Origin of the sequence: Capsulimonas corticalis (assembly GCF_003574315.2) — a bacterium.
Taxonomy (GTDB): Bacteria; Armatimonadota; Armatimonadia; order Armatimonadales; family Capsulimonadaceae; genus Capsulimonas; species Capsulimonas corticalis.
Genome location: NZ_AP025739.1, coordinates 3,073,463 through 3,099,864, shown reverse-complemented (window position 1 = coordinate 3,099,864; position 26,402 = coordinate 3,073,463). Strand labels below are relative to the sequence as shown.

21 protein-coding genes are annotated in these 26,402 nt (G+C 61.4%); 2 read left to right on the top strand and 19 right to left on the bottom strand.

What is annotated here, in order from left to right:
- Window positions 1–27 precede the first annotated feature (27 nt).
- The 10 genes from D5261_RS13075 to D5261_RS13030 all read right to left on the bottom strand — a co-directional run bounded on the left by D5261_RS13075 (window position 28) and on the right by D5261_RS13030 (window position 12,654).
- On the bottom strand, window positions 28–597 hold the full coding sequence (locus D5261_RS13075; RefSeq protein WP_119321462.1) for a hypothetical protein: 570 nt from the start codon (window positions 595–597) through the stop codon (window positions 28–30).
- Between the two features lie 135 nt (window positions 598–732).
- Entirely contained in the window at window positions 733–1,722 is a 990-nt protein-coding gene (locus D5261_RS13070) for an aldo/keto reductase (RefSeq protein WP_119321461.1), read from the bottom strand.
- Between the two features lie 109 nt (window positions 1,723–1,831).
- A complete protein-coding gene (locus D5261_RS13065; protein WP_165864201.1) occupies window positions 1,832–3,970 on the bottom strand; it encodes a glycoside hydrolase family 44 protein in 2,139 nt (712 codons plus the stop codon).
- Between the two features lie 70 nt (window positions 3,971–4,040).
- Window positions 4,041–4,874 carry a DUF1559 family PulG-like putative transporter gene (locus D5261_RS13060; RefSeq protein WP_119321459.1) on the bottom strand — a complete coding sequence of 278 codons (834 nt, stop codon included), beginning with the start codon at window positions 4,872–4,874 and terminating at the stop codon, window positions 4,041–4,043.
- 58 nt (window positions 4,875–4,932) lie between these two features.
- The gene (locus D5261_RS13055; protein WP_119321458.1) at window positions 4,933–5,934 is read right to left on the bottom strand and encodes a LacI family DNA-binding transcriptional regulator; all 1,002 of its coding nucleotides are present in this window, start codon (window positions 5,932–5,934) and stop codon (window positions 4,933–4,935) included.
- A 119-nt stretch (window positions 5,935–6,053) separates the two neighbouring features.
- Window positions 6,054–7,442 (bottom strand): glycoside hydrolase family 140 protein, encoded by a 1,389-nt coding sequence (locus tag D5261_RS13050; RefSeq protein ID WP_119321457.1) that lies wholly within the window; start codon window positions 7,440–7,442, stop codon window positions 6,054–6,056.
- Window positions 7,411–8,151, bottom strand: coding sequence for a phytanoyl-CoA dioxygenase family protein (locus D5261_RS13045; RefSeq protein ID WP_119321456.1), 741 nt, complete (start codon window positions 8,149–8,151; stop codon window positions 7,411–7,413). Before D5261_RS13045 ends, D5261_RS13050 begins: the two co-directional genes overlap by 32 nt.
- Window positions 8,152–8,156: 5 nt before the next feature.
- On the bottom strand, window positions 8,157–9,038 hold the full coding sequence (locus D5261_RS13040; protein WP_119321455.1) for an AraC family transcriptional regulator: 882 nt from the start codon (window positions 9,036–9,038) through the stop codon (window positions 8,157–8,159).
- Between the two features lie 57 nt (window positions 9,039–9,095).
- Window positions 9,096–10,193, bottom strand: a complete 1,098-nt coding sequence (locus D5261_RS13035; protein ID WP_119321454.1) for a Gfo/Idh/MocA family protein — start codon at window positions 10,191–10,193, stop codon at window positions 9,096–9,098.
- A gap of 100 nt (window positions 10,194–10,293) precedes the next feature.
- Window positions 10,294–12,654 carry a glycoside hydrolase family 38 N-terminal domain-containing protein gene (locus tag D5261_RS13030; RefSeq protein WP_165864200.1) on the bottom strand — a complete coding sequence of 787 codons (2,361 nt, stop codon included), beginning with the start codon at window positions 12,652–12,654 and terminating at the stop codon, window positions 10,294–10,296.
- Between the two features lie 251 nt (window positions 12,655–12,905).
- Here D5261_RS13030 and D5261_RS13025 point away from each other — a divergent pair, with 251 nt between their 5' ends.
- Window positions 12,906–14,063, top strand: a complete 1,158-nt coding sequence (locus D5261_RS13025; RefSeq protein ID WP_165864199.1) for a glycoside hydrolase family 5 protein — start codon at window positions 12,906–12,908, stop codon at window positions 14,061–14,063.
- Between the two features lie 70 nt (window positions 14,064–14,133).
- On the opposite strand, the gene D5261_RS13020 is transcribed toward D5261_RS13025, so the two are convergent.
- Window positions 14,134–14,997, bottom strand: coding sequence for a helix-turn-helix transcriptional regulator (locus D5261_RS13020; protein ID WP_119321451.1), 864 nt, complete (start codon window positions 14,995–14,997; stop codon window positions 14,134–14,136).
- A gap of 136 nt (window positions 14,998–15,133) precedes the next feature.
- On the opposite strand from D5261_RS13020, the gene D5261_RS13015 reads away from it, so the two are divergent.
- Window positions 15,134–16,162, top strand: coding sequence for a fatty acid desaturase (locus D5261_RS13015; protein WP_119321450.1), 1,029 nt, complete (start codon window positions 15,134–15,136; stop codon window positions 16,160–16,162).
- Between the two features lie 35 nt (window positions 16,163–16,197).
- Here D5261_RS13015 and D5261_RS13010 read toward each other — a convergent pair whose 3' ends face one another.
- From D5261_RS13010 to D5261_RS12975, 8 genes are all read right to left on the bottom strand, one after another.
- Window positions 16,198–16,950, bottom strand: coding sequence for a phytanoyl-CoA dioxygenase family protein (locus D5261_RS13010; RefSeq protein ID WP_119321449.1), 753 nt, complete (start codon window positions 16,948–16,950; stop codon window positions 16,198–16,200).
- A gap of 34 nt (window positions 16,951–16,984) precedes the next feature.
- Window positions 16,985–17,851: a helix-turn-helix domain-containing protein gene (locus D5261_RS13005; protein WP_119321448.1), complete on the bottom strand. Its 867-nt coding sequence runs from the start codon at window positions 17,849–17,851 to the stop codon at window positions 16,985–16,987.
- Entirely contained in the window at window positions 17,848–19,686 is a 1,839-nt protein-coding gene (locus tag D5261_RS13000; RefSeq protein ID WP_119321447.1) for a hypothetical protein, read from the bottom strand. Before D5261_RS13000 ends, D5261_RS13005 begins: the two co-directional genes overlap by 4 nt.
- A gap of 146 nt (window positions 19,687–19,832) precedes the next feature.
- Window positions 19,833–22,343, bottom strand: coding sequence for a hypothetical protein (locus tag D5261_RS12995; RefSeq protein ID WP_119321446.1), 2,511 nt, complete (start codon window positions 22,341–22,343; stop codon window positions 19,833–19,835).
- Window positions 22,344–22,446: 103 nt separating this feature from the next.
- Window positions 22,447–23,208: a type II secretion system protein gene (locus D5261_RS12990; RefSeq protein ID WP_165864198.1), complete on the bottom strand. Its 762-nt coding sequence runs from the start codon at window positions 23,206–23,208 to the stop codon at window positions 22,447–22,449.
- A gap of 127 nt (window positions 23,209–23,335) precedes the next feature.
- Complete coding sequence (locus tag D5261_RS12985) at window positions 23,336–24,418, bottom strand: LacI family DNA-binding transcriptional regulator (RefSeq protein ID WP_119321445.1); 1,083 nt, start codon at window positions 24,416–24,418, stop codon at window positions 23,336–23,338.
- Between the two features lie 97 nt (window positions 24,419–24,515).
- Entirely contained in the window at window positions 24,516–25,373 is an 858-nt protein-coding gene (locus tag D5261_RS12980; RefSeq protein WP_119321444.1) for a phytanoyl-CoA dioxygenase family protein, read from the bottom strand.
- A gap of 37 nt (window positions 25,374–25,410) precedes the next feature.
- A complete protein-coding gene (locus D5261_RS12975) occupies window positions 25,411–26,394 on the bottom strand; it encodes an aldo/keto reductase (RefSeq protein ID WP_119321443.1) in 984 nt (327 codons plus the stop codon).
- Between the last annotated feature and the right edge of the window lie 8 nt (window positions 26,395–26,402).

Genomic DNA, 26,402 nt, shown 5'->3' with positions numbered 1-26,402 from the left:
CGGGGGTCGGCCAAGGCGCGGGGAAGGTCATTTCGCCTCGCCGCTCCCCAGAGTCGGGTTGGGCGCAAACGGATCTTTGAAGTTCGATTCGATTGACGCCGTTGCGTAGACCGCGCCGGGACTGGCGAATGGCGGTGAGAACGTTGTGCGGCCCAGCAGCACGGGCGTGGGCCCTTGGAAGTTTTGTGAGGTGGAGACCTCGGTCTTGGCGCTTTGGAACGTGCGGCGGACGAGGACGTTGGCGAACACGGATCCGTTGGCGTTCACATGCGGGCGGACGGTGACCAGCAGGTCCCCAAATGTCGCCGAATGATATGTGGCGGATCCCAGCGCATCCTCCGCGACCGTCACGCTCAGCGTGGCTCCCCGATCCCCATTCTTCACTCCCGGCGAGGGCGCGCCTCGCTTCGAGACGCCGACCGACCCGGCCGGCGCCGGCGCTCCCAGAGCGCTGGAAGATGAGACAGGCGCGTCGGTGTCCAATCGCCATTCCACGTTGACGGTGATCAAGCGCAATCCGTCGGCGAACGCCGGCGACGCAGCGGCGGCCAGCGCGCCGGCGAACGCCGCGAGACGACAATAGAAGTGGAGACGCATCTTCAGTAACCCCCGAAACCAATCGTTTATGCGTCCTGACCCAACAGCGCAGGCAGCCACAAAAAAAGCGGACGCGGAATAATAATACCCGCGCCCGCCTGCTTTGTCGATCTGTGATTGTGAACCGTTGGCGAACTACCAGGCGTAATCTTCGGGCGACGTCTTGTATCCCGGAAACAGCTCATTCAGCTTTTGATTGGTCTCGTCGGAGATCTTGATCTCCAGGGCGCGCAGGGATCCGTCGAGCTGATCCAGCGTGCGTGGTCCGATGATCGGCGCGGTGATGACCGGGTTCTGAAGCATCCACGCCAGCGCCACGTCCGCCGGCTTTTCGCCGAGGTCCGCGCAAAGCGATTCCCACTTCTCCAACTGCGGTCGCTTTGCCTCGACCTGCTTCTGCATATCCTCCGACGCGCGGCGCCCCTCGGTGATCTTCTGAAGGACGCCTCCCAGCAGGCCGCCGCCGAGCGGCGACCACGGGATCACGCCCAGGCCGTAGAACTCGGCCGCAGGAATCACCTCGCGCTCGATATCGCGCTGCACCAGGCTATACTTGCTCTGTTCGGAGATCAGACCCAGGAAGTTGCGGCGCCGCGCCGCCTCATTCGCCTGCGCGATATGCCAGCCGGCGAAGTTGCTGCTGCCGAAGTAAAGCACCTTGCCCTGCTGATAAGCCAGCTCAAACGCCTCCCAGATCTCATCCCAGCTCGAATCGCGCCACACGTGATGCATTTGATAGAGATCGATGTAATCGGTTTGCAGCCGCTGCAAGCTCTTATCCAGCGCTCGGCGGATATGCAGCTTGCTCAGGCGAGCCGTGTTCGGCCACTCGCCCATGCCCAGTGCTCCATCGCCCATGTCTCCATAGACCTTGGTCGCGATGACGGTTTTCTCGCGGCGGCCGCCGCCCTGCGCGAACCAGCGTCCAATGATCTGCTCGGTAATCCCCTCGCCCTTCTTCCACCCGTACACGTCGGCGGTGTCGAAGAAGTTGATCCCGTGCTCCAGAGCGCGGTCCATGATGGCGAAGCTATCGGGCTCCGTTGTGACGGGGCCGAAGTTCATCGTGCCCAGACAAAGGCGGCTGACTTTCAGGGCTGTGCGGCCCAGATTCGTATATTGCATGTGGAAGTCTCCTCATCGGCGTTCCCCACCCAATTCGGTTTGCTTTCACGAAATCCTGCCCATCCCTGGAAAGTTTTTTGCTATTCGGTCCGTATCGTTATCGGGGCCGCTATTTCGACGCCGGGCGCGATGGGATGACGAACAGGCTGATGCTCTGGGCGGGCAGCACCGCCGCAACCTGCCCCGCGCGGCAAGGCGCGTCGGCCAATCGCTCGATGACGTTCCGCGAATTCAACTGCCAGACTTGAGCCGGACCGGATGCTTTGACGTGATCCAGACGCAAGGTCAGCGGAGTGCGTCCCGTTAAGACTTTGTTGACCACCATGACCGTCACCGCTCCGTCGGCGCGCTGAGCCGAGAACGCCGCGAGAGTGTCGGGATTGGGCGTCTTTGTCTGAAGCGATGTCGTTCCAAAGCTTCCTCCTCGGCCATCGTAATTTCGGTAGATCTGGAAGGCGTGAAAGACCGGCGTGCCCGGAATCGGGGCGCAGAACCTTGTGGCGATATCGATGCCCTCACGGCCTAGAATTCCCAGCACGTCCGCCTGCGCCGTCGCGCCATTGAGGAAATCATCGGCGCCCCAGTTGTATTCCGTATAGGCCAGCTTCAAGCCCGGATAGTGCTCTTTGACCAAAGTCTTCATGCGGGGAAGCATATCGATAATGTCGTTCACCCAGCTTTCCGCCTTGTATGTCGGATCCCAAAGGGACCGGGTGTTCCGATTGCGCTTGAGCTGTGTCTCCGTGGAGACATCCGCGCTATTGCCATCCTGAGGGTAGTAATGGAAGGAGGCGACATCCACCAGGCGATGGCCCGTTTTCTTCTCATAGGCGCGCAATTGGTCGAGGATCCAGGGGTAGAAATCCTGATCGCCATGCGCGTGGCGGTCCGGCATGACCTTCCAATCGCCGCCGCGGCTCGCTTGCAGGATATCCGCGTCGGAATACTTCGCCCCGAGAAAATCCCACGATTCCGGGCCGACGACCAGGGCGGTCGGATCGACGCTTTTCACCATCGCGGCGTAGGCGAACAGTCTGTCCCGGTACTCGTCCATCCCGATGCCCGCAGGATCCACATCGTGGTGGGTCAGGTGCCAGATATTGGGCTCATTGTCCATCAAGTAATAGCGTACGCCGCCCTTGTCCGCCCGGCCCCACTTCGCGACCAGATGCTGAACCCAGCCGCGCATGAACTCCGGGTCGGAGGGCGTGCTGGCGTCGTTCGGATCGTTGCCTGTGATCTTGGAGCCATCGAGCTTGACGCCCTTGCCCGCGTCCGGCATATCCTTCGTATCGACCTCTTTCTGGGCGCCGTACTTGGCGACCGAGAAGGACGCAAGCTTGTCCCGGTTCGGCCCCAGCTTCGCCACCCAGCCGATGAGCGGGATTGTGACCATGGATTGCGCGCCGATTGCCTTGCTGGTTGCGATGAAATCGTCCGTTTGCTTGCCCGGAACGGCGTCGCCAACCGGCACGCTTTCGTAGTACCAGTCGTTGCCGATGCTGTGCGCGTTCTGCTTCCAATTATATCGCGTTTCGGTGTCGCCGCCGTTGCGATTGAAGGGGATGCGCAGCAGCGCGTGTTCCGGACCGGCGAAGTTGACGCCGTAGATCCCAGGAGAGATCGGGTGGCGCCCCAATAAAGCGTCCACGGTGACGGTCACCGCCGGCAGGACCGCCTGCGGAGGAGGCGGCATGCCAGCTTCCGTCGCGCCGTCCCCCGCGGCGCTCGTCACCAACGCCAGATCGTCCACGGCAAAAACCGCCCCCTTGCCGCCGGCGTCCTGAATCCAGAAACCAACCATGTCGGGCCTGGCGTCCGCCCCCAGAGTCTTGAGCGGCACAACATAGCGCCGCCAGAGATCTCCCGATGGAGCGGCCAGCGTGACTTCGGGCTGAGGCTGGGCTTTGTCGCCCAGCAGCGCCTGAATCTTGAGTTTCGTCTCCGGCTTCGCCCGCAGCCAGAACGAAACAGCCTGATACGGCGTCGTTTCGAACGCCGCATGCCGCAGCGAAAGCGCCTCATATGGCCCGGCGGAAACCGAAATGGCGTCCTTGCCCGCATGGACGGGATCGGGGCTGTCCGGGCGCACGGATCCCGCCCAGCCGCCGAACGACCAGCCATTTTGGTAGGCGTCGTCGTAAATTGTCAGCGTCCCCGCCGGATCGGCGGTCTGCGCCTGGCCCGGCTGCCCCGTGAGGATGTAAGCGGCGAGCAGAATTGTCGTGGCGGAAGAGTAAAACGGCATGAAAAACGTCCTGATGAAGAGTGGGAGCAGTGCATTTCGCGCCGCTCCCGAAAGGCTATCGGCAGTGTGTTTATAGGACGCTGAACGTGCCCTGGAAGCTGGAGCATTCCGTATTGGCGCTGAGCTTGCCCTGCTTGCCATTCGCCGCCGTCCCGCCGCAGTCGCCTTGCGTGGAATTCGTCGGGCCGCCGGAAATGGAAATGGGGCGAAGCCATTTGACGTGCCCATCGGCGTAAAGCCAGTTCGCGCCATCGGTGTGCCGCCCGGTGAGCGCCTTATAGACGTAATCCGTGGACGCGCTGCCGGTGTAGATTTTATTGTAGTTAGCAGGTGTCGCGATACTGCCCATCACTCCTGTATCATACACGCCATTGTATAGTAAATATGGCGTTCCATCAAAATCGAAACCGCCGCCGTTTCCGGTCGGCGAGGGCTGAAACGTGGAGCTGGGGTCGGACGCCGCCTGCCCCACCTGAGAGACTTCAAAGAACATGACGGTTTTGGACGGCGAATTAAACTGGCTGAGCGACGTCGTGTGATTCGTTCCCGCATAAAGCGGCGGATCGTAGGTCGTGTAGTTGAAGTCTTGGCTCATGCCATAAGAGACATGGGGGCCGGCAGTCGGATCGTCCGGACATGTAAACACGGCGTCGGATTTCACATAGGGGTAGAGCTGATACGCCCAGCCCCGGCCGTTGCTCGCGATTCCCGACGGCAGCAGCTCGTCGGCGTCCTGCGTATACTGCATAAACGCCAGACCGATCTGTTTCTCGTTGGAGGCGCAGCTCACCTGACGGGCTTTCTCACGCGCTTTGGCGAAGACAGGAAATAAAATGGCGGCAAGAATCGCGATTATTGCGATAACAACTAGCAATTCAATTAATGTGAACCCAATACGCTTCATGATCGATTCTCCTTTAGCGGTCACGGACAGAGGTCGCGGATGCGATGGAATGAGAGCATCAAGTCGTGTCGCCGTGGATCAACTCCACCGGCAGCACGGTTTCGTCAGGAACGGGATTTCCGCCCGTCATGGTCACCACCAGTCCGATGGCGGTTCGCGCGCATTCCTCCCAGGGCGCGCGCACGGTGGTCAATTGATATGCGGGATCGTAAGGCAGCGTGAAACCGTCGAAGCCGGCGACCGCCAGGTCTCCCGGGGTTTGCAGCCCATGCCGCCGGCAAAACGTCATCATTTGGTGCGCGTAACGATCGTTCCAGCAGGCAACGGCTGTCGGGCGCTTTGAAGGCGGCGCGAGCAGCAGGGATTTCTCTTCTTCCGTGACCACGCCATCCTCCGGAGCCTCGGTCACCAGCACCTCCATGCCGTATGCCGCGCTGGCCGCCGCGAATGCGTGACAGCGGCGCTCGGAATCTTCAATCTTGATCTCGGGATCACGACGCTGTGTACGATACAGCACGCGCCGATGCCCCTTCTCCGCGAGGTGCGCGGCGACCAGCCGGAAGCCGTGAACGCTGTCCACATAAACCGAGGAAAGACCGGCGTCCGGCGCAGCGAGGCCCACGGCCGGAAACGACGAGGCTTTCAAACGCTGTACGATCTCATCATCGCAGCCGGAGGGCAGGACAATTCCGTCCACCTTACGATTGGAAAGATCCTTGTAAATCTCTTCGGGAGAATCGCCAAAGAATTTGCGATGGATCAGCAGATCCTTATGGTGCTCTTCGCACCCATGCTGCAAACCATTGAGAACCGCGCCATGGAACGGGTCCATGATATCCAGGGAGATCAGGCCGGTATAGAATCCAATGATGTCCGTCGTGCGGCTGCGCAGCGACTGGGCGACGGCGTTGGGCCGGTAGCCCAGCTCCTGCGCCGCCTGCACGACTCGAAGCCTGGTCTCGGGAGCCGTCCGATCGCCGGGGCGCTCATTGAGCACTTTGGAAACGGTCGTAAACGACACCCCGGCGCGAGAAGCGACATCACGGATAGAAACAGCCAATTCGGTCTCCCAACAAACTCTGGAAAGTTGCCCAAACGATTGGACATATTATACAGCGGGTCCTGGATAATGTCAAGAACTTTAGGAAAATTGCCAAAGCGGCCTTTTTCCGCCCTCAATTACTCTGAAGAATCCAGCGTGAGCACCCAATCCATTTCGGGATCCGTCGCGGCGCCGGGCGACACAAAGCGCTGCGAGCCCCGTGCGGGATACTCGCCAATAAGCTGCGCCTCCTGCCCGGAGCGCGGGTCAAACCAGGCGGCCCGGACGCGCGGGCCGGCCAGCATATGGAGGCGCACGTCCACCTCTTGTCCCGCCTTCGGCAGGTAAATCAGCGCATAGGCGCCCAGGGCGTCCCGCGTGGCGCAGATGCGCGTTCCCCCTTCGCCCAGGTCCGAGGCGAGAAGGAGATCACCGGGAACGCGCCCGGCGCCTGGGCGCGACTCCAGCAGGCGGCGCAGGTAACCGACTTGAAACGCGCCGGGCCGGTCCAGCGCTTCCGTCCAAAAACGGTCGGCGTGGTTGATGTTCTCACGGACGCCATCCCAAAACTGCCAGACCGAATGGTGCCCGTAGATGACGCCGCACCCGCCGGCGAAAACAGAGCGATAGCACTGCTTGCGGACATCGTAGGCGCGGAAATAGCCGTTGGCGGGATCGAAGACCGGCCAGGGATTGACGGGATGGTCCTCATAGTTCGGCTCGGCGTCCAATGTCGGACGGACGGGGGCGAGATCGTAGTCTCGCGCAATCCAGTCCCACACGGGAACATCCGCGCCGGCGCCATGCCCGGACTGCATCATATGGACGTGCAGCCATGTCTCGCCTTGCAGAAGCTGAGACGTGGAGAGCGCCCCGCCCTGCGGATGGTAGGAGAACAGCGCCCGTCCGGCCGTCCCCTCCGAAATCCCCTCGGCCATCGCGCGCCATAACGGCTTCCAGTCGGTCGATTTCTGAAAGCCAGCGTCCCAAGGGTACGGCCACGACGGGGAAATTTCGGAAAGATCGGCCGGACGGTCGCCTCCAAGTATCCAGATCAGATTCGTCGTGTCTCGATAGCGCTCGCCCAGCCAGAGGCCATACGCCCGCGCCGTCTCCGGATCGTTCTCATGGAAGATGCGCGGCCCGGCGCCCCAGGGCGCGGTCAGCTTATCGCCCCACGTCGGCAAGAAACCGACATAAAGCCCATGCGCCGCCGCCTGCTCGATTTTGGCGTCAACGCTGGCGAAGTAGGCTTCGTTGGGACGGCGCGGATCGAAATCATGGAAAGGAAGATGCCTGTCGGCGCTGGGGACGCGCAGCCCGTCCACCTCGGACAGCGCCACCGCGCAGATCACATTGAAGCCCTTCGCAGCGCGATTGGCGAAATATGTCTCGGCTTCGGCAAAGGTCAGGCGATGGAAAAGCTCCCACGCCGTATCGCCCAGCAGAAAAAACGGGCTTCCTTCTTCCGTCATCAATAGATGGGGATTACGATCACTCACTTGCAGGCGAGGCAAAGGGTTCATATTGGCTGTTCTTTCGGCGGCGCCAGAATTCTTTCAGCTCCCGCGCCGGGGCGCACGGTCCGATCTCGTCCGAATGGACCGCCCCAGTTTCGGCGCTGCGGGCGTTCTCCGCCTGATACTGTGCAAGATAGGCGCAGCGGGCGTGCGCCGTCTCGTTCTTCGGCAAACGATAGTAAATATTCCGGTCGAAAATGCATGCGTCGCCTTTTTGCATGGCGGGCAGCGGCGTCCCGCTCCCCGTGCGCGGCGGCGGCGCGCCCAGGCGATGGGTGCGCGGCGCAACCCAGAGCATGGCGCGATCCGGCGTGACGTCGGACAAGGCGATGAACGCGCTGAGAGCGCCGCCCAGGATCTCCAGGCTCTGGTTATCTCGGCGCCATGGAAGGTCTGTTTCCCAGCGAGGGGGCGCAAAGAACAGCATACCATGGAGAATGCCCGGTTCGTTGACAAAGATGTCCCGCACGGCGGAAATAATATTGGGCTCGACCAGCAGCCGGTGGACGCCGGCGTCTTTCTCGGGATGCCTGGGATCGAAAATGCGTGTCTGGCATTCTCCGCCTTCTTGAGACGACTGAGACGCCGCGACCAGGACGCGGTCGATTTCCTCCGTCGGCGCCAGCCCAGGGATGACGACATATCCTTCCCGATAAAAATGGGCGATTTGCTCCTCGGCGAGAATTTCGCTCGGCGCCTCCAAAACCATTTGCATGCGCTTTAATCCATTTTCCTGTTCACAGTTGTCTCTGCTGCGGTAATTGCCGGCGGCGAGAATGGTTGCGAATAGCCCTCCATGGCGCTTTGGACGCCTTCTCGGATTGCCTGTCGATGCCGGCCGGGAGGCAATCCGCAGGCGGCGCGGAAGGCGCGGCTAAAGTAAGCAGTGTCTTCAAAGCCGCACTGAAGCGCGATGGTCTCCAGCGTGTGGTCCGTCGTTTCGAGCAGCCGCCGCGCATGCTCCAGACGCAACCTGCGCAGGAGGCGCATCGGCGAAACGCCATAGGCCTGTCGGAACGCACGATTCAGCGAACCCGGGTGCAGACACATACGCGACGCGAGAGTGTCGCGGTCGATCCGTTCACTCAGATGCTCCGTCATATAATGCACGAGGCCCGCGAACCGGTCGGCCGGCGTTTCCAGGAACGCCGGCCGGGGCGGGGCGCCGGCGGCGCGCCAGTCGTCAATCACCGCGTCCAGCAGTGAAATGGCGCATCCAAACGCGGTCATGGGCGAGGCGCTCCCGGCGGCGAGCAAACGCGCAAACGTCTCCGACCACGCGCGAGGATCTGTCAGGCGCACCGTGAGCGCGACGGGATGCAGGCGCAGCAGATCGACTCCCGCCCCCACGACGGCGTCCAGAAACATGAACTCATGCACGCCTGGCCCTGCGGCGATTTCGGAGAACGGCGTATTCGGAGGATGGATCATGACCATGCCCGATCGGACCGTCCGCCTCTCCGCGCCCGTACGCGTTTCCACGCACCCCGACCGTACGTGACTGACGACCCAGAACGCCAGGCTCCGATCATGGATGCTCAAGGTCTTGTAATGCGCCGTCTGCGCGTGGCGCATCGAAATATGGACGCGTTCGTTAAACATAAGTCCCCTGGCATAGATCCCCCGCCCCGGCCGCCGCTTTCGCAGATCGCGCGCTGTTTATTCGGCCGCGAGCCAATCGCCCGGCAGGGCGGCGGGTCGGTCGACCGTGCTCTCCATCGTGTAATATCGGCCCTGCTCGGACGAATCCAGAAAGCCCAACATCGCTTCCAGAACATGGTAGGTCAGATCGCCGCCGGCCCGCGCCGGACGGTCTTCGCGGATGGCGAGGGCCATGTCGGCGACACCCAGGCCGCGGCTGTCCTCGGCGAATCCATGCGTCAGCGGAACATCCTCCCAGCCGGCGCCCTGGCGGTTGATCTGAACCCTGCCGCCGAATGTGTTAGGATCCGGAACCGACAGCGAGCCAAGCGAGCCGTGAATCTCAATCGGCGGCAGCGTGCTGGCCCAGACATCGAACGATGTGACGAGTGTCGCCACCGCGCCGCTGGCGAATTCGGCGGTCCCGGCGATGTGGGTGGGCGTCTCCACCACAATCGTCTGGCCGTTCTTTGGCGCACTCGTGATCGTGCGCTCGGCAAACGTCTTGCGCGCCGACCCGGCGATGCGCGTGATCGGCCCCATCAAGGCGACGAGCGCCGTCAGGTAATATGGCCCCATGTCAAAGAGCGGGCCGCCGCCGGGCTTGTAATAGAACTCCGGGTCCGGGTGCCAGCTTTCATGGCCGTGACAGAACATAAACGCCGTCGCCGCAACCGGCTCGCCGATCCAGCCATCGTCAATGACTTTACGGCAGGTTTGCAGACCCGCGCCCAGGAACGTGTCCGGCGCGCCGCCGATGCGCAGTCCCTTCGCCCGCGCAAGTTCCAGAAGTTCGCGGCCCTGCGCGCGCGTCAGCGCGAGCGGCTTCTCCACATAAGTGTGCTTGCCGGCGTCCAGCGCCGCTTTGCAGACATCAAAGTGCGCGCCCGGGATCGTGAGATTGATGACGATCTGGATCTCCGGATCGGCCAGCAGTTCCTCCACGGAGCAGGCTTTGGCGACGCCATGTTCGGCGGCTTTGGCTCTGGCGCGCTCCAAATCCAGGTCCGCGCAGGCGACAACCTCCAGGATATCGAGAGTCTGAGCCGTTTTGAAATAGATGTTGCTGATGTTGCCGCAGCCGACAACGCCAACTTTGATAGGGTTCGTTTTCATGAGATCGATGGAGTTCCTTAAGCTTCCGGTCAGAATTTTGTTAAGAATCTGGTGTTGCGCAGTCTTCTCGCCGGCGGTTTCAACCGCCAGCCACGCATCCTCAGAGTTTTGTTTGGGCGCCGGTGCGAATGACGGTGAAGGAGTTCGCGTTGGCGCGAAGGCGCGCGGCGGCGCTCGATACTTGGGCCAGGTGCGCGCCCGCTTCGATTGCATAACGAAACTCAAAGTTGCCGCCGCAGTCGATGGGAAAATTGCACTCCCACTTGTTATTGGTCAGCCACGAATAAAGCGCGCCTTCGGGGGCAAGGCTCGTCTGGAATTGCCAGAGCCGCGTGTCGCCAATATGTACGAGCGGCGCATCGAGCGTAGTCCACGCCAGTCCCACGGGATCCCCGACGCACGCGGCGCCGTCCTGCACGAGATAGTAATCGCAGCACGTTCCGGGAATCTGATCCACGCCGGGGCGCACCCATCCGCCGGGCTTATCAAGGCTCCAAACGCCGCCGGAGACGGCGAAGGGAAAGGCGACATATAGTCCTTCTGGGTCGTATTCGGCTGTCTTTTTCGCGCGCACGGTGACATCGATCCGCCGCAGCGCATGCGCGAAGCGAAACTCCGTCTGGTAACTTTGGGTTCCGGCGACGGAGTATTCGGCGGTGACCGTCGTGAAAACAGGACCATCCGCCGTCACGGCGCAGGACCGGCAAACTCCCTCATGGATCACGCTTCGGGGAATGCGCCGGGGCGCCATATTGAAGCCGCCGGCGTCCCACCGGCTGCCGCCGGGAAACAGTTGATAGACGGGCGCGCCCAGCGCGCGTCCCTTGGAAACATCGAGCAGCTCCACGCCGCTCTCCCGGTCAACAAGCGAGGTCAGTCCCGCATCGCCGGACCAGCAGGCGCGAAGAAAGGCGTTCTCATAGAAATCGCGCGGCGCCGCGTGCGGCTCTGAGCATCCATTCGCGCGTCCCGGCAGAAGGGTCAGAGCCCGTTCCTCGTCCGCCGCCAGCGCAATGGATAAGTAGATTTGCCATCCGCGCGAGTCGGGAACGATCTGGTGCGGGTAAACGTGTCCAGACGCATCCACGACCGAGAACGGCTTTTCGAAGATCCGTGTTTCCCAGGAGTCGATCGCCAGCGCCGCCAGGCCGTGGCAGGGTTCGCCGGCCGCATTGATGACGAGATACGTATACGGCCGATGGGATGTGAACTCCCCCTCGCCCCGCATCCGCAGCACGTCGTCCAGCGCGGAGCACGCCGCTTCGTCCGCGTCAACGGCCAGCTTCGATTTGCGGCGAAACACCTGATGGCTGAGCAGCTTGGGATTGGACGTATCCGAGTACCCGAAGGTATGCTCGGCGGCGAGCGTGAGCTTGCGTCCGATCTGCGCGCTCGTCTCCAAGGTCATCACCCGGCGCTCTGGGTCCAGGCGCTCCGCGAGACGCTTGACGCGCTGGGCGTTGCGGAACAGCAGCGTGTCGACGGGCGCGGACGCCACGCCGTCGGACCACCAGTCCGGCCAGTCCCCGCGAAATACCGGCAGCTCACCCGCCGCTATTTCGAGATGCGCGAAGAACTCCACCAGAGTCGCGGTCACGATCTTGATCTCGCCTCCATGGCGGGCGTTCCAGCTCTCGATCAGATCGCAATAATCATCGGTCGGCGGGCTGTTGTCGGTATAAAGACCGCTGCCCATCAGCGGCAAAAAGCGATATGGGTAACCGTTCGCTTCCAGCCCCGCCAAAACCGGCGGAAGCAGCCGCTCCGCGAACCCGATATCCGTGACCGCAACATAGCGGTCATCGGCCGCCATATTCGCGGCGCCCGGCACGCCGGCGGCGCCCACCGGGTTGCAGCCGCCCATCAGGCCAAACAGGTTCGCCTTGTGATAGGGAAGACCGTTCCAGACCAGCACGCGGCCGCCGGCGGGCCCCTCCCAGTGGAAGGCGTTCAGCGGACCGCCATTGGGATATCCACCGTGGTGCTGGTTAATATTGCTCGACAAAAAGCGAACGCCGTTTTCCGCAAGCGCGTCGGCCATCCCCCAGGACAATCCGTTGATATCGCACGACATCGCGGCGGTAAGCGGTACGTCATTTGCCCGCGCGAACTCTTTCGCGGGCGCCAGTGTGTCTCGCAAATGTCCCAAATCGAGCAGCTCGGTCAGGTGCAGATAAAACGCCGTGAGCTCGATCGCGCCATTTTGCGCCGACTTCACGAACCGCCGCCGCTTTTCTTCTCCGCAGCCGGCCAAAAACTGCTCGACGGCCCAGAACCCCTCGCATGTGAACTTGAACCGCGTTTCCGCCGGACGTGCGGCGTTGCGCTCCGACAGGGTGAGCGTGAGCGCCTGGTCGATGAACTGACGATGAAAGCGAGTGATGACTTCCTGGCGGTCGGTAAAACCTAAATCGATGTGCGAATGCTGGACGACAAAAATCGTCCACGGCGGCGAAGACATGCGGAACCTCATAAGAATGGCGAATTGTCCAAACGATTGGGCGAATTATAACATAGGATCCGAATTTTCGCAATACCGCACGGATATCGCAAAAATATATTTCGTCCAAACGTTTGGACAGTGATAACCTCGGGTATTTTCACACAATGACGGCATTGCTCCACGCGATGCTCGTCGACACGGCGCGGAATTAGTACAAACGATATAATCGCAATACTGTCACCGTGACCAACACCCAGGAGATGAAAACAATGAAGACGACTCACTTGGACAACAATCCGATCGCCGCCAGCGGCAAGACGGTGATTCTGACGCTCACGATCGCCGCCGCGATGGCGGCGTTCGGGACGGCGGCGCCGCGCGCCGAGGCGACGCCCCCATCCCTGCATGTCTCGGGCAATCGGCTCGTCGATGATTGGGGCAACGCCGTATTCCTGAAAGGCGCCAACCTTTCCAGTCTGGAGTTCACCGACACTCCAGACCGCCTCCGCGAGTCCGCCGCCGCACTGCTGGGAGGAAATTGGAATGCTCGGATCATCCGGCTTCCGATCAGCCAGGATCGCTGGGAGGGGTTTGGAGTCGCCAACAAGGCGGCTTACCGGCAATATGTCTATGACATCGTGCGGGCCGCCTCGAACGCCAACGCCTATGTCATTCTGGACTTGCACTGGTCCGACCTGGGCGTCTGGGGCGCGAATTACGACCAGCACAATATGCCCGATGACAACACGACATCGGCATGGCAGGATATATCCCACGACCCGCAGCTCTCAGGGAACCCGGCGGTATTCTTCGGCCTTTACAACGAGCCGCACGACGTCAGCTGGGACATCTGGCTGAGCGGCGGCTTAGTGACTACCGAGACATACCAAGGCGGAAGCGTCCAATACCATACGCCCGGCATGCAAAGCCTGGTCAACACGGTGCGCGCCCAGGCGTACGCCGGCGGTCCCCGCGCCTCGGACAATGTACTTGTCATCGCTGGCTTGGATTACGCCTACGATCTGACGGCGGTGGCGAACGGAACGCACACGCCGCAGGATCCCGGCGGCCGGGGCATTATCTACGACGCCCATATCTACCCGTTCATCAACAACCCGAACAAGCCGCAATACGCCGTCACAAGCTACTGGGACAAGTTCGTCACCGTCGAAGCCTCCCACGCCCCGATCTTCATCGGCGAGTACGGAACCAACGACTTCGGCGAGTCGCCGGACGGAAAGACATTCGTGGAGGGCGTGCAAAACTGGGCCGCCAGTCATGCGCGGAGCGGCGGCTTCTGCGGGACCACGGCGTGGACATTCAATCCGCAGGGGAACGCCGGGTATCTGATCACCGACACATACTCGTTCAATCCAACGCAGTACATGGGCTACGCCGTCCAATACTTCATCAACCACGGCAACTAACTGGGAAATCGTCCCCATTCGCATCTCCCGCCGGCGGCGTCAAAACTGCCGGCGGGAGCGCGCCTCGCGATTACTCCGGAAGCAATCGGCGCGCCTGGCGATATTTGAGCGGAGCCTCTCCGGTCGCCTTTGTGAACGCGACGGTGAAGTGCTGGCTTGAGCCGAAGCCCAGCTCCAGGCCGATGTCCGAGATCGGCAGATCGGTGCGCGTGAGCATCTCCCGCGCTTGATGGATCCGCACCTGGAGCAAATATCGCCGAGGAGGCATCCCGATATCGGCGGTGAACCGCTCCACCAGGTAGTTGGCCGAGAGGCCGCACATGCGCGCCAGATCATGGAGCTTCCAGGGTTCCTGGCAGCGGTAGTCCAGCAGCTCCTTCGCGCGCCACACCGCCGGATGCAACGACGAGAGTGACCCCGCCGTGGGCGCGCCCCGCGCCACGCGCGTCGCTTCCACCACCAGCGTATCGAGCGCGCGCTGAATTCCCGGCGTACGATAGGGCAAATCCACGGAGACCTCGCGTATTAACTGCTGAAAAGAAGCCGTCATGGACTCCGCGCGCGGCGTGAACACAATCGAGCGCGCCGACCAGACCTCCTCCAAAGCCGGCAGTCGCGCGAAGACGCGAGTCAAGTCGATAGCGGCGTAATAAAAGTGGTGCCTGCGCGCGGGCTTGTCATGCATGGTGTGGAGGATCTCCGGAGCGACCGCGAATAGCCCGCCCGGCGAGAGCGTATAAACGCGATCGCCGCTTTGCCATCGGCATTCTCCCGCCGCCTGTACGTAGAACTCCCAGACATGGTGCGTATGCGGCGTGATGAAGAAGTCACGCGGCGCCCATTGCTCTCCCACATGCAGCAATTCGGGTGTCTCGGGATCTGGAAGCGAAGCATGAAAACCTGCCAAAAGGCCGGCGGGCCGATCGTACGCCAATAAATGTAATTTCCTTTGCTTTTCCGAAGATTATACATAATCTCCCGAAGATCCGGCAAGCCTTCTCCGAGGGTGTCCGCGCATAATTATCCCCAGAGTCGCTCGGTGGCGACACGCCCAAGAGAACGAAGAGGAAATGATGCAACACCCACAAACGGAGCCCGCAAAGAGGGCCGCCGCGATCGACTGGTATCGGACTCCGGTCGATCCCGCCGCTCTGAAAAAGCTCTACGCCCGCAGCGACGCGCAAGGCTGCGCGCAGACGCTTGGATACTTAGCGGTGCTGGTCGTCACTGGATCGACGGCTTTCTATTCGGCCGCGCACTGGCCGTGGTGGGCGACGCTGATGGCTGTGTTTCTCCATGGCACGTGTTTCGCGTTTCAGATCAACGCCGTGCATGAGCTTGGGCATGGAACGGTCTTTCGGTCGAAACGCCTCAACATATTTTTCACGCATCTTTACGCATTCTTGGGGTGGATCAATCACCGCATGTTCGAAACCAGCCACGTTCGGCATCACCGTTCGACCCTGCATCCACCGGACGATCTGGAAGTCGTCGCGCCGATCAAAATTACGCTCAAAGATTTTCTGCGTTCGGCGATCGTGAATATCGACGCGCTGCTCCATGTCCTGCGATTTACCGTCCGAATCGCACGCGGCCGGTTTGAAGGAGAGTGGGAACTGACGCTATTTCCCGAGTCTCGGCCCGAGAAGCGGCGGTGGGCGTCGGAGTGGGCTTGGATCCTGCTGGCCGGACACGCCGCTTTGATATGCGTCGCGCTCTGCCTGAAGCTCTGGATGATTCCGATACTCGTCACGTTCGCTCCGTTTTACGGCGGCTGGCTTTTCTTCCTGTGCAACAACACCCAGCACGTCGGGCTGCGGGACAATACTTCGGATTTCCGAGCCTGCTGCCGGACGTTTTTGCCCAACCCCATCGTGCGGTTCTTGTACTGGCGCATGAATTACCACACAGAGCACCACATGTATGTCGGCGTTCCCTGCTACCACCTGGGCAAACTGCATGCGCTGATCGAACACGATCTCCCGCCAAGTCCGATGGGAATCGCCGCGACCTGGCGAGAGATCGGCGCGATTCTTCGCCAGCAGGCGGAAAACCCGTCCTACGAACACCCTATCCCCCTGCCGGCTTCCCGTCGTTGATCGGCGGGAAGCTCGCGGGTGGATGTTTCGGGGCGTTAGGAGAGAGGGTCGTGGCGAAGCCAGAGCTTCCGCAGATCTCGCGCCAGCATGCGCGGCCCGACTTCCTCCGTGTCGATGGATCCCGTTTCGGCGTTGCGGGCGTTCTCGGATTGATACTGGGCGGCGTAGGCGTAGCGGGGCTCGCCCGTCTCGTTCTTCAGCGAGCGGTGGTAGGTATTGCGATCGAAAATGCAGACATCGCCTTTTCGCATGGCCGGCAGCGGCATGCCGTTTTCGGGCTCCACGGCGGCTTCCCGGTGTCCCTGGGTATTCGCCTGCTCGGTGAGTTTCGAGGGCTGCACGCCGAGCCAATGGCTGCGCGGCGCCACCCACAGGATCGCCTTATCCGGAGTGATGTCGCACAGAGCGATGAAAAGATTGAGCGCGCCGCCCAGCACCTGCATGTACTGGTTATCCTGATGCCAGGGCAAGCCAGTTCCGCCGTGCGCGGGCACGATCGCCAGCATGCCGTAAAGAACGCGCGGTTCGTTCCCGAAGATATCCCGCGCGGCGGAGACAATGCGCGGCTCGGCCAGCAGCGCGTGAATGCCGGCGCCCTGCTCGGGATGTTTGTGGTCGAAACTCTGCGCGGCCCAGCCGCCGCCTTCCCGAGATGGTTCGGGTGCGTTCGCCAGCACGCGGTCAATCGCATCTTCCGGAGCCAAACCGGGAACGACCACGTACCCTTCCCGATAAAAATGAGCGATTTGCTCCTCGGTCAGAACCTCTGCCGCTGTCTCTAATAACATCTCGATGACTCCCTTCCTTCATTCGCCGATTTCGTCACACTCCTATTGTATCGGGAGGCTCGGGCGCGCACAATGAACGAGAGTAACCTTCCCATGCACTTTTGGGGCCTTCCCCCATCTCTTGGCGATAGCGGCCCGGCGGCAAGCCGTAGCAGGATCGAAAGGCGCGGCTAAAATAGGAAACATCCTCGAAGCCGCACCGAAGGGAAATCGATTCCATCGTATCATCCGTTGTCTCTACCAGCCGCCGGGCGTGCGCCAGGCGAAGACTGCGCAGCATCCGCATGGGCGATACGCCGTAGGCGCGACGGAAGGCGCGGTTGAACGATCCAGGCTGGAGGCTCATGCGCGACGCCAGCGCATCGCGATCGATGCGTTCGCTCAGATGCTCACGCATGTACTGGACCAGATCCGCGAATCGATCGGCGGGCATCGCCAGGGAGGCGGGCCGCGGAGGCGCCCCGGCGGCGCGCCAATCGTCGATAATCGCGCTCAGAAGCAGCACGGCGTATCCGACGGCGGCCAGGGAGCGCGCGCGTTCAGCCTGCTGCAATCGCGCAAACGTCTCTGACCAGGCCCTTGGATCGGTCAAAGGCACGGTGAGGGCGACAGGGCGCCGCCGCAGCAGGTCCACTCCCTCGCCCATGGCCGCGTCCAGAAACAGAAACTCGTGCATCCCTGGCCCTTCGGCAATCTCGCAGAACGACACATGCGGCGGATGGATCATCACCGTTCCCGCCGGCGCCGTCCGTCTCTCGCCGCCTGTGCGCGTTTCCACGCACCCTTGTCGGACATGGCTGATAACCCAGAAGGGCAGGGTTTGGTCTTCAATGCAGAGGCTTTCGTAGTGAGCGGTCTTGATTTGCCGCAGTGTGATATGGACACGTTCGTCAATCATCATTTATCGTCATTATTTGAGGAACCCGGCGACGCCGCACCCGGCCGCCAGCGGTAGAGCACGACTTTGGACATATAATCGTCCTCGATGGAGACGAGATACTCGTCGTTGGCGCGTTTGTAGGCGCGCAGGCCGTACCCGATATCCACATTACCGGTATGCCCGTCGCCGCCCAGCGTGTCGGGAACGTCCATCGTCCCAGCGGGCTTGCCGGTCCTTAGGTCGGTGACATACACGCGGGCGCGCGTTTCCCAGCCGCCGTCGAAGAGATAGTCGCCGGCGACGGTGAAGGCGGCGGGATGCGGGCAGGCGAGCGGACAGACATAACGCGCTTTGCGGTTGCCCTCTTTCCAGCGATCCACGATGTACAGTTTGCCTCCGGCCAGTTCGCGATACCCAGCCGTCACCAGGATCATTCGGTCGCGATCTTCTTGATACTGAACATGGCCGACCGTATCGATCCCCGTCAGCGCGAATGTTTGCGCGTCGATATCTCGGTAGATGGGATTGCCGGCGGAATCGAATCCAGAGAGATTCCGGACGGTCAGCGGATTGCCGGCGAGCCAGAGATTGCCGCCGCTGTCGGGCCAGACGCCAGGGTTGTCGGGGATCTCCGTCGTTTGAAACTCGTCCGCCTGATACTCTCCATCGCCATTGGCGTCGCGCCAGATCGATGTTGTGCTGGCGGGCTTGGGTCGATTGGGGGGCCAGAAGTACCCGTCCCGGCCGCCGGACGGGCCGTACATCGTGTGATCGGTCTTCATGATCAGCCCCGAGGGAATGGCCCGCTCGCCATGCTTTTCAAAACGAAAGATGTTGACCATCTGGCAGGTCATCCCCTCGGTAAACAGCAGCCGATGTCCCTTCACGGTGCGATACCAGCAGGAAGTTAGCCCATGTTCATGACCGGCTTTGACATCGTCAATATTGCGGGGATCGTGGGGAAACACCGCCGTGTCGGCGGTGTAGGCGAAGAGGGACCACTCGCTTCCAGGATCGGTCTTGGCGTAATCGAGCTTGTAATGCTCCTGCACGCCATAGATATCCCGGCCATCGGTCGCCGGATCGAAATCGACGGCGTCGACGAAACAGTATGTTTCCAGACGCCAATGGAGGGTCCAGCGCCCCGCCGCGTTCTTCTGAAAGCATCGGATGCCGGTCCCGCCGCCGCTGAAGCCGATGAAGAGGCGGCCCGCGCTGTCCTCGCCCACCCCGGTGAGATCCTGAAGCTTGAAGGGATGCGCAACGCCCGGTCCATATGTCCCGGCGGGGTACGCCGGCGCGTTCATCGCGGCGGGCAGCGCGTACGGCGCCGTATAAGACGCGCCGATCCCGCCCCGCACGCCGAAGACGCCGGTCAAGCGCGGCGCGCCCGCGACATCGTAAAAGCGGATCTGCCGCCGCCATCCGTTATCCGCCACCAGCAGCTTGCCGTCGGCGGCGACGCCCAGCGCGGAGGGCGTCCCGGCGTCAGCAATCATGCGCCCGTCGTCCGATGTGACCCGGCCACCGGCGATCGTCCAGCGATGCCCGCCGGCCGCGATCGATTGATTGTCGATCTTGCGGTCCTCATTGCCCACCACCAAGCCGTCTTTGTAGATCCCGTGATCGCGTCCGCCTTCGTCCCACGGGCTTGTCGTAACGCAGGCTCCGTCGGGCTGAACGACCATCTGCGTGATGTAATCCTGCATCCAGTAACGGCCGGGATCGGATGGCCGGCCGCCACGGCCATACGTATTGCCGATCCAGGAGACGGAATATGTCCCCGGAACATCGTCCGCCTGAGCGGGGGCCTCCGCCGCCAGGACGCCGACGGCAAGGATCGCGGCAAAAGGCAAAGTGAGCGCAATTTTATGAAATCTGAGATGTGACATGGTGAATATTGGGCGATGGCGAAAACGCAAAAAGCGGTCCGCCGGCGATGAGACATCGCCGGCAGGCCGAAGTAAGTCATGACTGTGCTTTGAGTGAGTGAACGATCTTTCTAATTGCCGAGGGTCGATTCGGCAAATGTCTCCCAGGTTCCGGGCGTCGTCATTTGATATTTGGCCGTCAGCACCGAGTTGTTGTTCAGATCGCAGGAGACATAGTAGCCGTTGGCGTTCGCTTTGAGGGCGATGTTGCCGCCGCCAAGGTTCTGCCAGGTGAACTTCTCCCACTCGCCGATGGTCGAGGTCTGATACTTGGCGTCGAGAATTCCGCCGTTGCTCATGTCGCAGGAAACGTAGTAGCCGTTGCTGGATTTGAGCGCGATAAAGCCGCCGCCCGCGTCCACCACCGAAAACTTCTCCCAAACGCCGACGTTCGAGGTTTGATATTTGGCGTCGAGGACCGAGCTGGCGTCGTTCAGGTCGCCTGAGACGTAGTAGCCGTTGACGGCTTTCAGAGTGATCGTTTTACCGATTGGCGCGCCAGGGTTCCAGGTATAGAAATCGACCTTCGCGTCCTTATTTTCCTCCGCGAACACCAGATAATCCCCGTTGGCTCGCTTGGTGACCCGGATCGCGTTGATCATATCCAGCCATCCCGAAGGATCGCCCAGCAGCGGCCCGCCCGCCGTCTCGGTGAACCGCGTTGGGACGAACTGGCCCAGTTGAGATCCGCTGGAGTTGTCGAAGACGTTGATATTGGCGTGGTAAACATCGTCCGTAAATAGGTACGGCCCACAGACGTCGAACGCGCCGGGAATTGTGCCGCTGCTGTTCCCTGTGTTGTTGAACGGCAGATTGAACGTAACGGCGGGCGTCGCGCCGGAGCCGTGGTTTCCGCCGTTGACCCAGCCCACGAACTTGCCGACCACATTGCCGAGATCTTTCGACGGGTCGTACCCCGGATAAGAGGTAAAGCCGCTCACATACAGCGTATCCGTGGACGGGACATAGCGCTCGTGCAGCGATTCGCTGAACATCGACGGCCGGTCGTACAGATTACGACTGAAGGCCGGCAGTCCATTGGAGCCGATCAAGGTGACCTTGTAGTACACGATGGCGTTGTGCCCGTCGTTGGGCCGCACGGCCTGCCAGACGCCGCCGTTTTCGTCCACCTCAAAGGCGCCCGTATAGGGATTGACGTCGGTGTACAGGCTGAACTCGTTCGAATTGAACTGGCCGTCGCCGTTGGAATCCGTCCACACGAGCATCCCGCTCTGTCCCTGATACGGATCGTTGGTGGGCCAGGAGCCCAGGGTGGTGTTCTCCAGGAAAAGCGCGCACGGCACGGCGATCTCGCCGTTGAACCGGAACACCGCCACGCCGCCGCCCTTCATGCCGCTGGTGTAGAGAAGCTTGTGCCCGCCGTTATTCACGACCCAGGCCGCCTCGCAGCCCATGTGCAGCCGCGGATCGTCCGGATAGAGAAACGGGTTTTGCGTGTAAGCCTTCATCGACCACTGACTTCCGGCGCCTGTATTGGCGTAGTTCATGGCGTACCGGCTCATGTTGGTGTAGACGTTGGTCCCATCCGAAGCCGGATCGGCGTGCGCGTTGTTGCTGAACAGCGCGAACTTCCGGGCCAAAACCTGCTGGCTGGTGTTGAACTTGACCAGCTCGGTATACCACCGGCCATTGTCCGCGCCCATGCTGACATAGATATTGCCGCTGGAATCCACGCCGACCCCGGAAAGCTGATGCAGCTTGAGCGATCCATTACCGTCGTCGAGGCTTCCGGCGGTCGAGCCGCCGTAAACGCCGCCGGAGACTCCGTAAATGGCGCTCAGCGTCGGGCTGGTGTTGCTGAGGTTGGTGTAGATCTTGACATTTTGATTGGGTCCGTTGTCGCAGACCAGCAGCCGGCCGCTGTTGTCGAACGCGAGGTTCACGGGAACGCCGCTGCTGGGCAGCGTGATCACGGGACCAAGCGCCGAGCCGCTCTGATTGTACTTCTTGACGACCCCGCCAGTGATGACCCAGAGATTGCCGCTGGAATCGAGCCGCAGCTTTCCAGGAGTGGCGACGCTCCAGGTATGCGTCTCGGTCATATTCGACGTCGTGAAGATGTGGACCTGATTGTTGGTCACATCCGCAGCCGCCAGCACGCCGCCGCTCGCCGCAAGCCCCACGATCTTATCGCCGCTCAGACCGTTCCAGCCCCCATACGATCCGTTGGGATTATTGCGCTGTAAGCCGCTGCCCCCCACGCCCAGATAGATGTAGGTTCCATCGCCGGTCACGGCGTAGCCGTTGATGTCCGTGCTGTTGCCGCTGGGATCGCGATAGTAATTGTTGCCGGAGCCGTACGCCGCCGGTCCAACGGAGTTCAGGCTGCTGTTGTAGACGGCGGCCGCCCTGCCCCACTCGTCCCAATCGCTGTTCGTGTAACAGTAACCATTCGAGGCGACCCAAAAATCCTTCACCTGACCTTGAATATGATCGTTGTCGCCGCCAAAACTATTTCCTGCCCACGACTCCGTGTAAGTTAGCTGGGCCCGCGCCGGCGGCGCGGCCGCCACAACCGCCAGCGCCAAGGCGACTAAAACCGCCATCCGATTGTCATTCATCGTGTGCCTCCATTGGATCGCGAGTGAACTGATAAGCAATAATTTCAAATAAACACAAAACTTCGATCACGGCCGTGGCGGTCCGGCCGTGATCTCGCAACGTCTATTTCACGCCGTACGCGTTGTTGATGACGGTCTGTGCGTTTGAGAAGTTGCCTCCGCTCAGCGGCGTGTTGTCGATCGACCAGAGGTTGGTTCGCGAACCTCCGCCGTCGGTCTCATTGATCGTTTGCGACAGGCGCATGGATTTGACATGGCCGTCGCAAAACAGCAGGTTCGTCTGCTGTGTATGGCCGGCGAACAGCTGGACGCCGGTATTATTGATGCTGGCGTCGGGATACGGAGCCAGCGCCTCTGTCAGCAGAATGACCTGGGCGGGCGCCTGAATCGTCGCCAGGGCGATGGGCGAGTTGCCGTTGGCGAATGGCGCATTCTGGTTCAGACCGTTCACGCTGTTGGAATTCGCCGAATAGGACTGCCAGATTTGCGGGTAGACGCGCGCCGTGCAGCCGTTGCCCGCCGCCGGGTCCCAGGCGGCGTCCTTACCAGCCGGGTTCGAAGGACAGCGATAAACGTCGGCGCTCTTCACATAGTTGTAAACCATCTGGCGCCAGGTCTGCGTGCAGACGTCGGATCCCCAGGCGCTCGGATAGGTTTCATCGGAGTCCTGGACATATTGCATCACCGCGAGTCCCAGCTGCTTCATATTGGAAGCGCAGCTCGTCTGCCGGGCCTTTTCGCGGGCCTTGGCGAAGACGGGGAAAAGGATTGCGGCGAGAATCGCTATGATGGCGATCACAACTAGCAGCTCGATAAGAGTGAATGCGGAACGATGGGATCCGGCGATGGCTCGATAGTTCTTCATGGTATTCTCCTAACCGAAATTTCTCCAAAATAGCGACGGATGAAATGCGTACACGCCGATGTATTACGTAGTATATCGGACGTAGTATATATTAACATTCACTGCGCATTCTGTCAATAGGAAATTTTTATCGCCGCTCGGGAGCGCCTTCGACCATGACCACACTATAGTTGCGCAGGTCCAGGGTGTCGAGCGGTTGGAGCGTGGGGCGAATGCGCACGACTGGTTCGACCGATTCGCCGCGCAGGACGGGGAAGATCAATTCGGAGGCCATGGCGCGGATCAGATCCGCGAGTTCTACCTGGGTGTAGCCCATGGCGCGCCCGAACATCAGGCGGAAGGGCCAGTGCGTTTCGCCGGCGACGGCGATGTCGCCGGGGCGATCCCCGATGAAGCGCCCGCGCCGGGCCAGGGCGGTTTCGATTCCTTCCCAGGCGGCGTTGCCGGCGCCGACTGCGATCGCGGTCGGCTGCTCGTCCTCGGGAAGATCCAGCCAGCGCTCCATATGCGCCGCAATAAGGTCGATATCGCTGACTTCGGCGACGATCAGGGCCTCGCGCGTCGGAAGCCCGTTCGCCTGCATGCTTTCCATGTAGCCATCAAGAAGGCGGCGCAGATGCTCCTCTTTGCCCTCAAAGCCGACGTAGGCGATCCGGCGATGGCCGAGCGAGACGAAATGCGCGACGACCTGCGCCATCATGTGGTGATGATCGTAATCGATCTGACGCCATGTGGGATGGGCGGGATAGTGCCCCTTGACGAAGAACGGAGCCTCCAGTTTTTCGAGCAGGTCTCCCTGCTCCAGAATATCCGCTTCCGCGCCCCAGAGCACAAAGGCGTCACACGACCGCGACGCGGCCATCTGGCGCAGGCTGGTCAGAAGCTGATGCTGGCTTGGCAGGACATTGACGAGCAGTCCGTAGCCGATCTCGGCCATGCTGCTGGCGAGCGCCTTGACTTCCCCGCCGTCTTCGGTGCGCGGATCGATCCCCGGAGGCTGGAGCGTCAGATAGCCGATAATGCGCGTCTTGCCCGAACGCAGCGCCCGCGCGGCCGCGTGCGGCTGATATCCCATATCCCGCGCCGTCACCAGAATGCGCTGCCGTGTTTCCTCGGACGCCCATACATTGGGGCTGCCGTTCAGAATCTTACCGACCAGACTCTGGGACAGCTTCAATTTCGCGGCGATATCTTTTTGCGTTGTGCTCATTGGTTGATCTTGGCCCAGCCCTACATACTACGTGGGATATACTAGCACGCAGAAAAGGCTCTGTCAAGGGCCAAGATCAGTCAGGGCGTTTGCGCGGTTACTTTTCCGCCTGGAACTCGTACGCTTCCGTTTGCTCGATATAGTTGATCTTGTCCTGGACAAACTTGGCGGACGTCTTCAGGATCGGGTGCTCCAAGATCGCCTGCGAACCGTCCGCGAACTCGATCTCCGGCGCTGGGAACCAGGACACATAGTGGATCATCGCGATCATCGGGCGCGGTTGATCGGTCAGGTTGGGCATCCCCGCGTGCCACATGCGGATATCGCGGATGACGATGCTTCCGGCCTTCACGCTCGGCTGAAACGGCGGAACGATCCGGCGACGGTCCTCCAGCACGTCCAGGGAGACTTTGATATCTTCATCCTGAATCGCGACGGTGTTGTCGAGATGCGTCCCTGGCCAGATCTCCGTGGAGCCGTTTTCGGGCGTCATATCCACCACCGGGACGTTGACGACGAAGGCGAACGCGGGTGTCGCATGCACGTTCGGCCAGAGCTGGCCGATATCGGCGTGGACCGGCTGCCGCTTGCCGTCGGCCTTGATCGCCGTGTTGCCGCTATACATGCCGTTTTTGAGACCATTGCCCAGAATGGCGTGCGTGACGGCGATCGCGATATCATTCACCAGAACATCGCGGAACAGATAGGGAGCGTACGGCGGCGGGTTCTGCTGGATATTGCCCCGGTTGAAGTTGAACGCGGCGTCGGGACGTCTCAGGCTCGCTTCGACATCCTGGGTCATCTTTTCCCGCAATACGGCGACGTGGTCCAGATCGACGACATCCTCCAGCACAATATATCCGTCCGTGCTGAGCGCCTCCACGGCGACAGCCAGATGTTCGGGAGTGATGGTCCCGCTTTGCAGCTCCGCGCTGCTGATTTTGATCGTGTTCATGGTTTGACCTTTCAGAATGGGAACGACAGAAGTAAGATTAAGCGCGCTCGCCCTTTTCGATATACCGTACCTGCGCGGGCGTGATGCGGACGGCAAGGGCCGTCATGCAGTCGGCGAGCTGCTCGCGCGTGCGGCAGCCGACGATGGGAACAGTCGTGAACGGCTGGGATGTGAGATAAGCAAGCGTGACCTGGGTGATGCTCAGTCCGGTTTCCTCCATGACCACGCACATACGCTCATAGCGCGCGGCGCTTTCCTCGGCTTTGTAGAATCCGCGAAAGCCCGGATTCATCTGATCCAGCGTCCCTTCCCACATGCGCTGAAATAGCCCGTAGGCCTGCGACTGGTAGGGAATCACGTTCAAGCCTGTTCGGCGATGATAGGCGTACGCCTCCTCATCCATCCACGCCGTCGTCGGATCGCCGTACGGCGGGCCCGCCAGCGGCGCAGCGTTCCAAAGCAGTTGGTTAGCCGAGAAGGGCCGCATCCCCTCGGCGTGCGCCGCGTCCTGCGCGGCGGCGATCCGCGCGGGCTTCCAGTTCGACGCCCCAAAATAACGGATCTTCCCCGCATCTGTTTGATCGTTCAGCGTTTGGAGAATATCGAGCACGGGGCGCTCCGGGTCGTCGCGGTGCAGCCAGTACAGATCGATCCGGTCCGTCTGGAGCGCCTCCAGACTGCCGTCCAGATCGTCTTGAATATCCTGGCGGGAAAGCCGAGGGACTTGCGGCGCGTCCAGCTTCCAGTGCGCCCCCTTGGTGGCGAGAACGATCTCGCCGCGCACGCCGCGATCCCGCATCCAATCGCCGATGATCCGCTCGCTAGCGCTGCGCGGAATTTCGGGAATCCAGTCGCCGTAGTTATGCGCGGTGTCGATGAAGCTGCCGCCCAGCGCGAGGAAGTCATCCAGCATTCCGAATGCTTCGTCGCGCGGAACGGTGGTTCCAAAGCCGCCCGTTCCGAGACAAATCGAAGAAACGACGAGATCCGTACCAGTCAGTGTCACACGATCGAAAGACATGGTTTCAT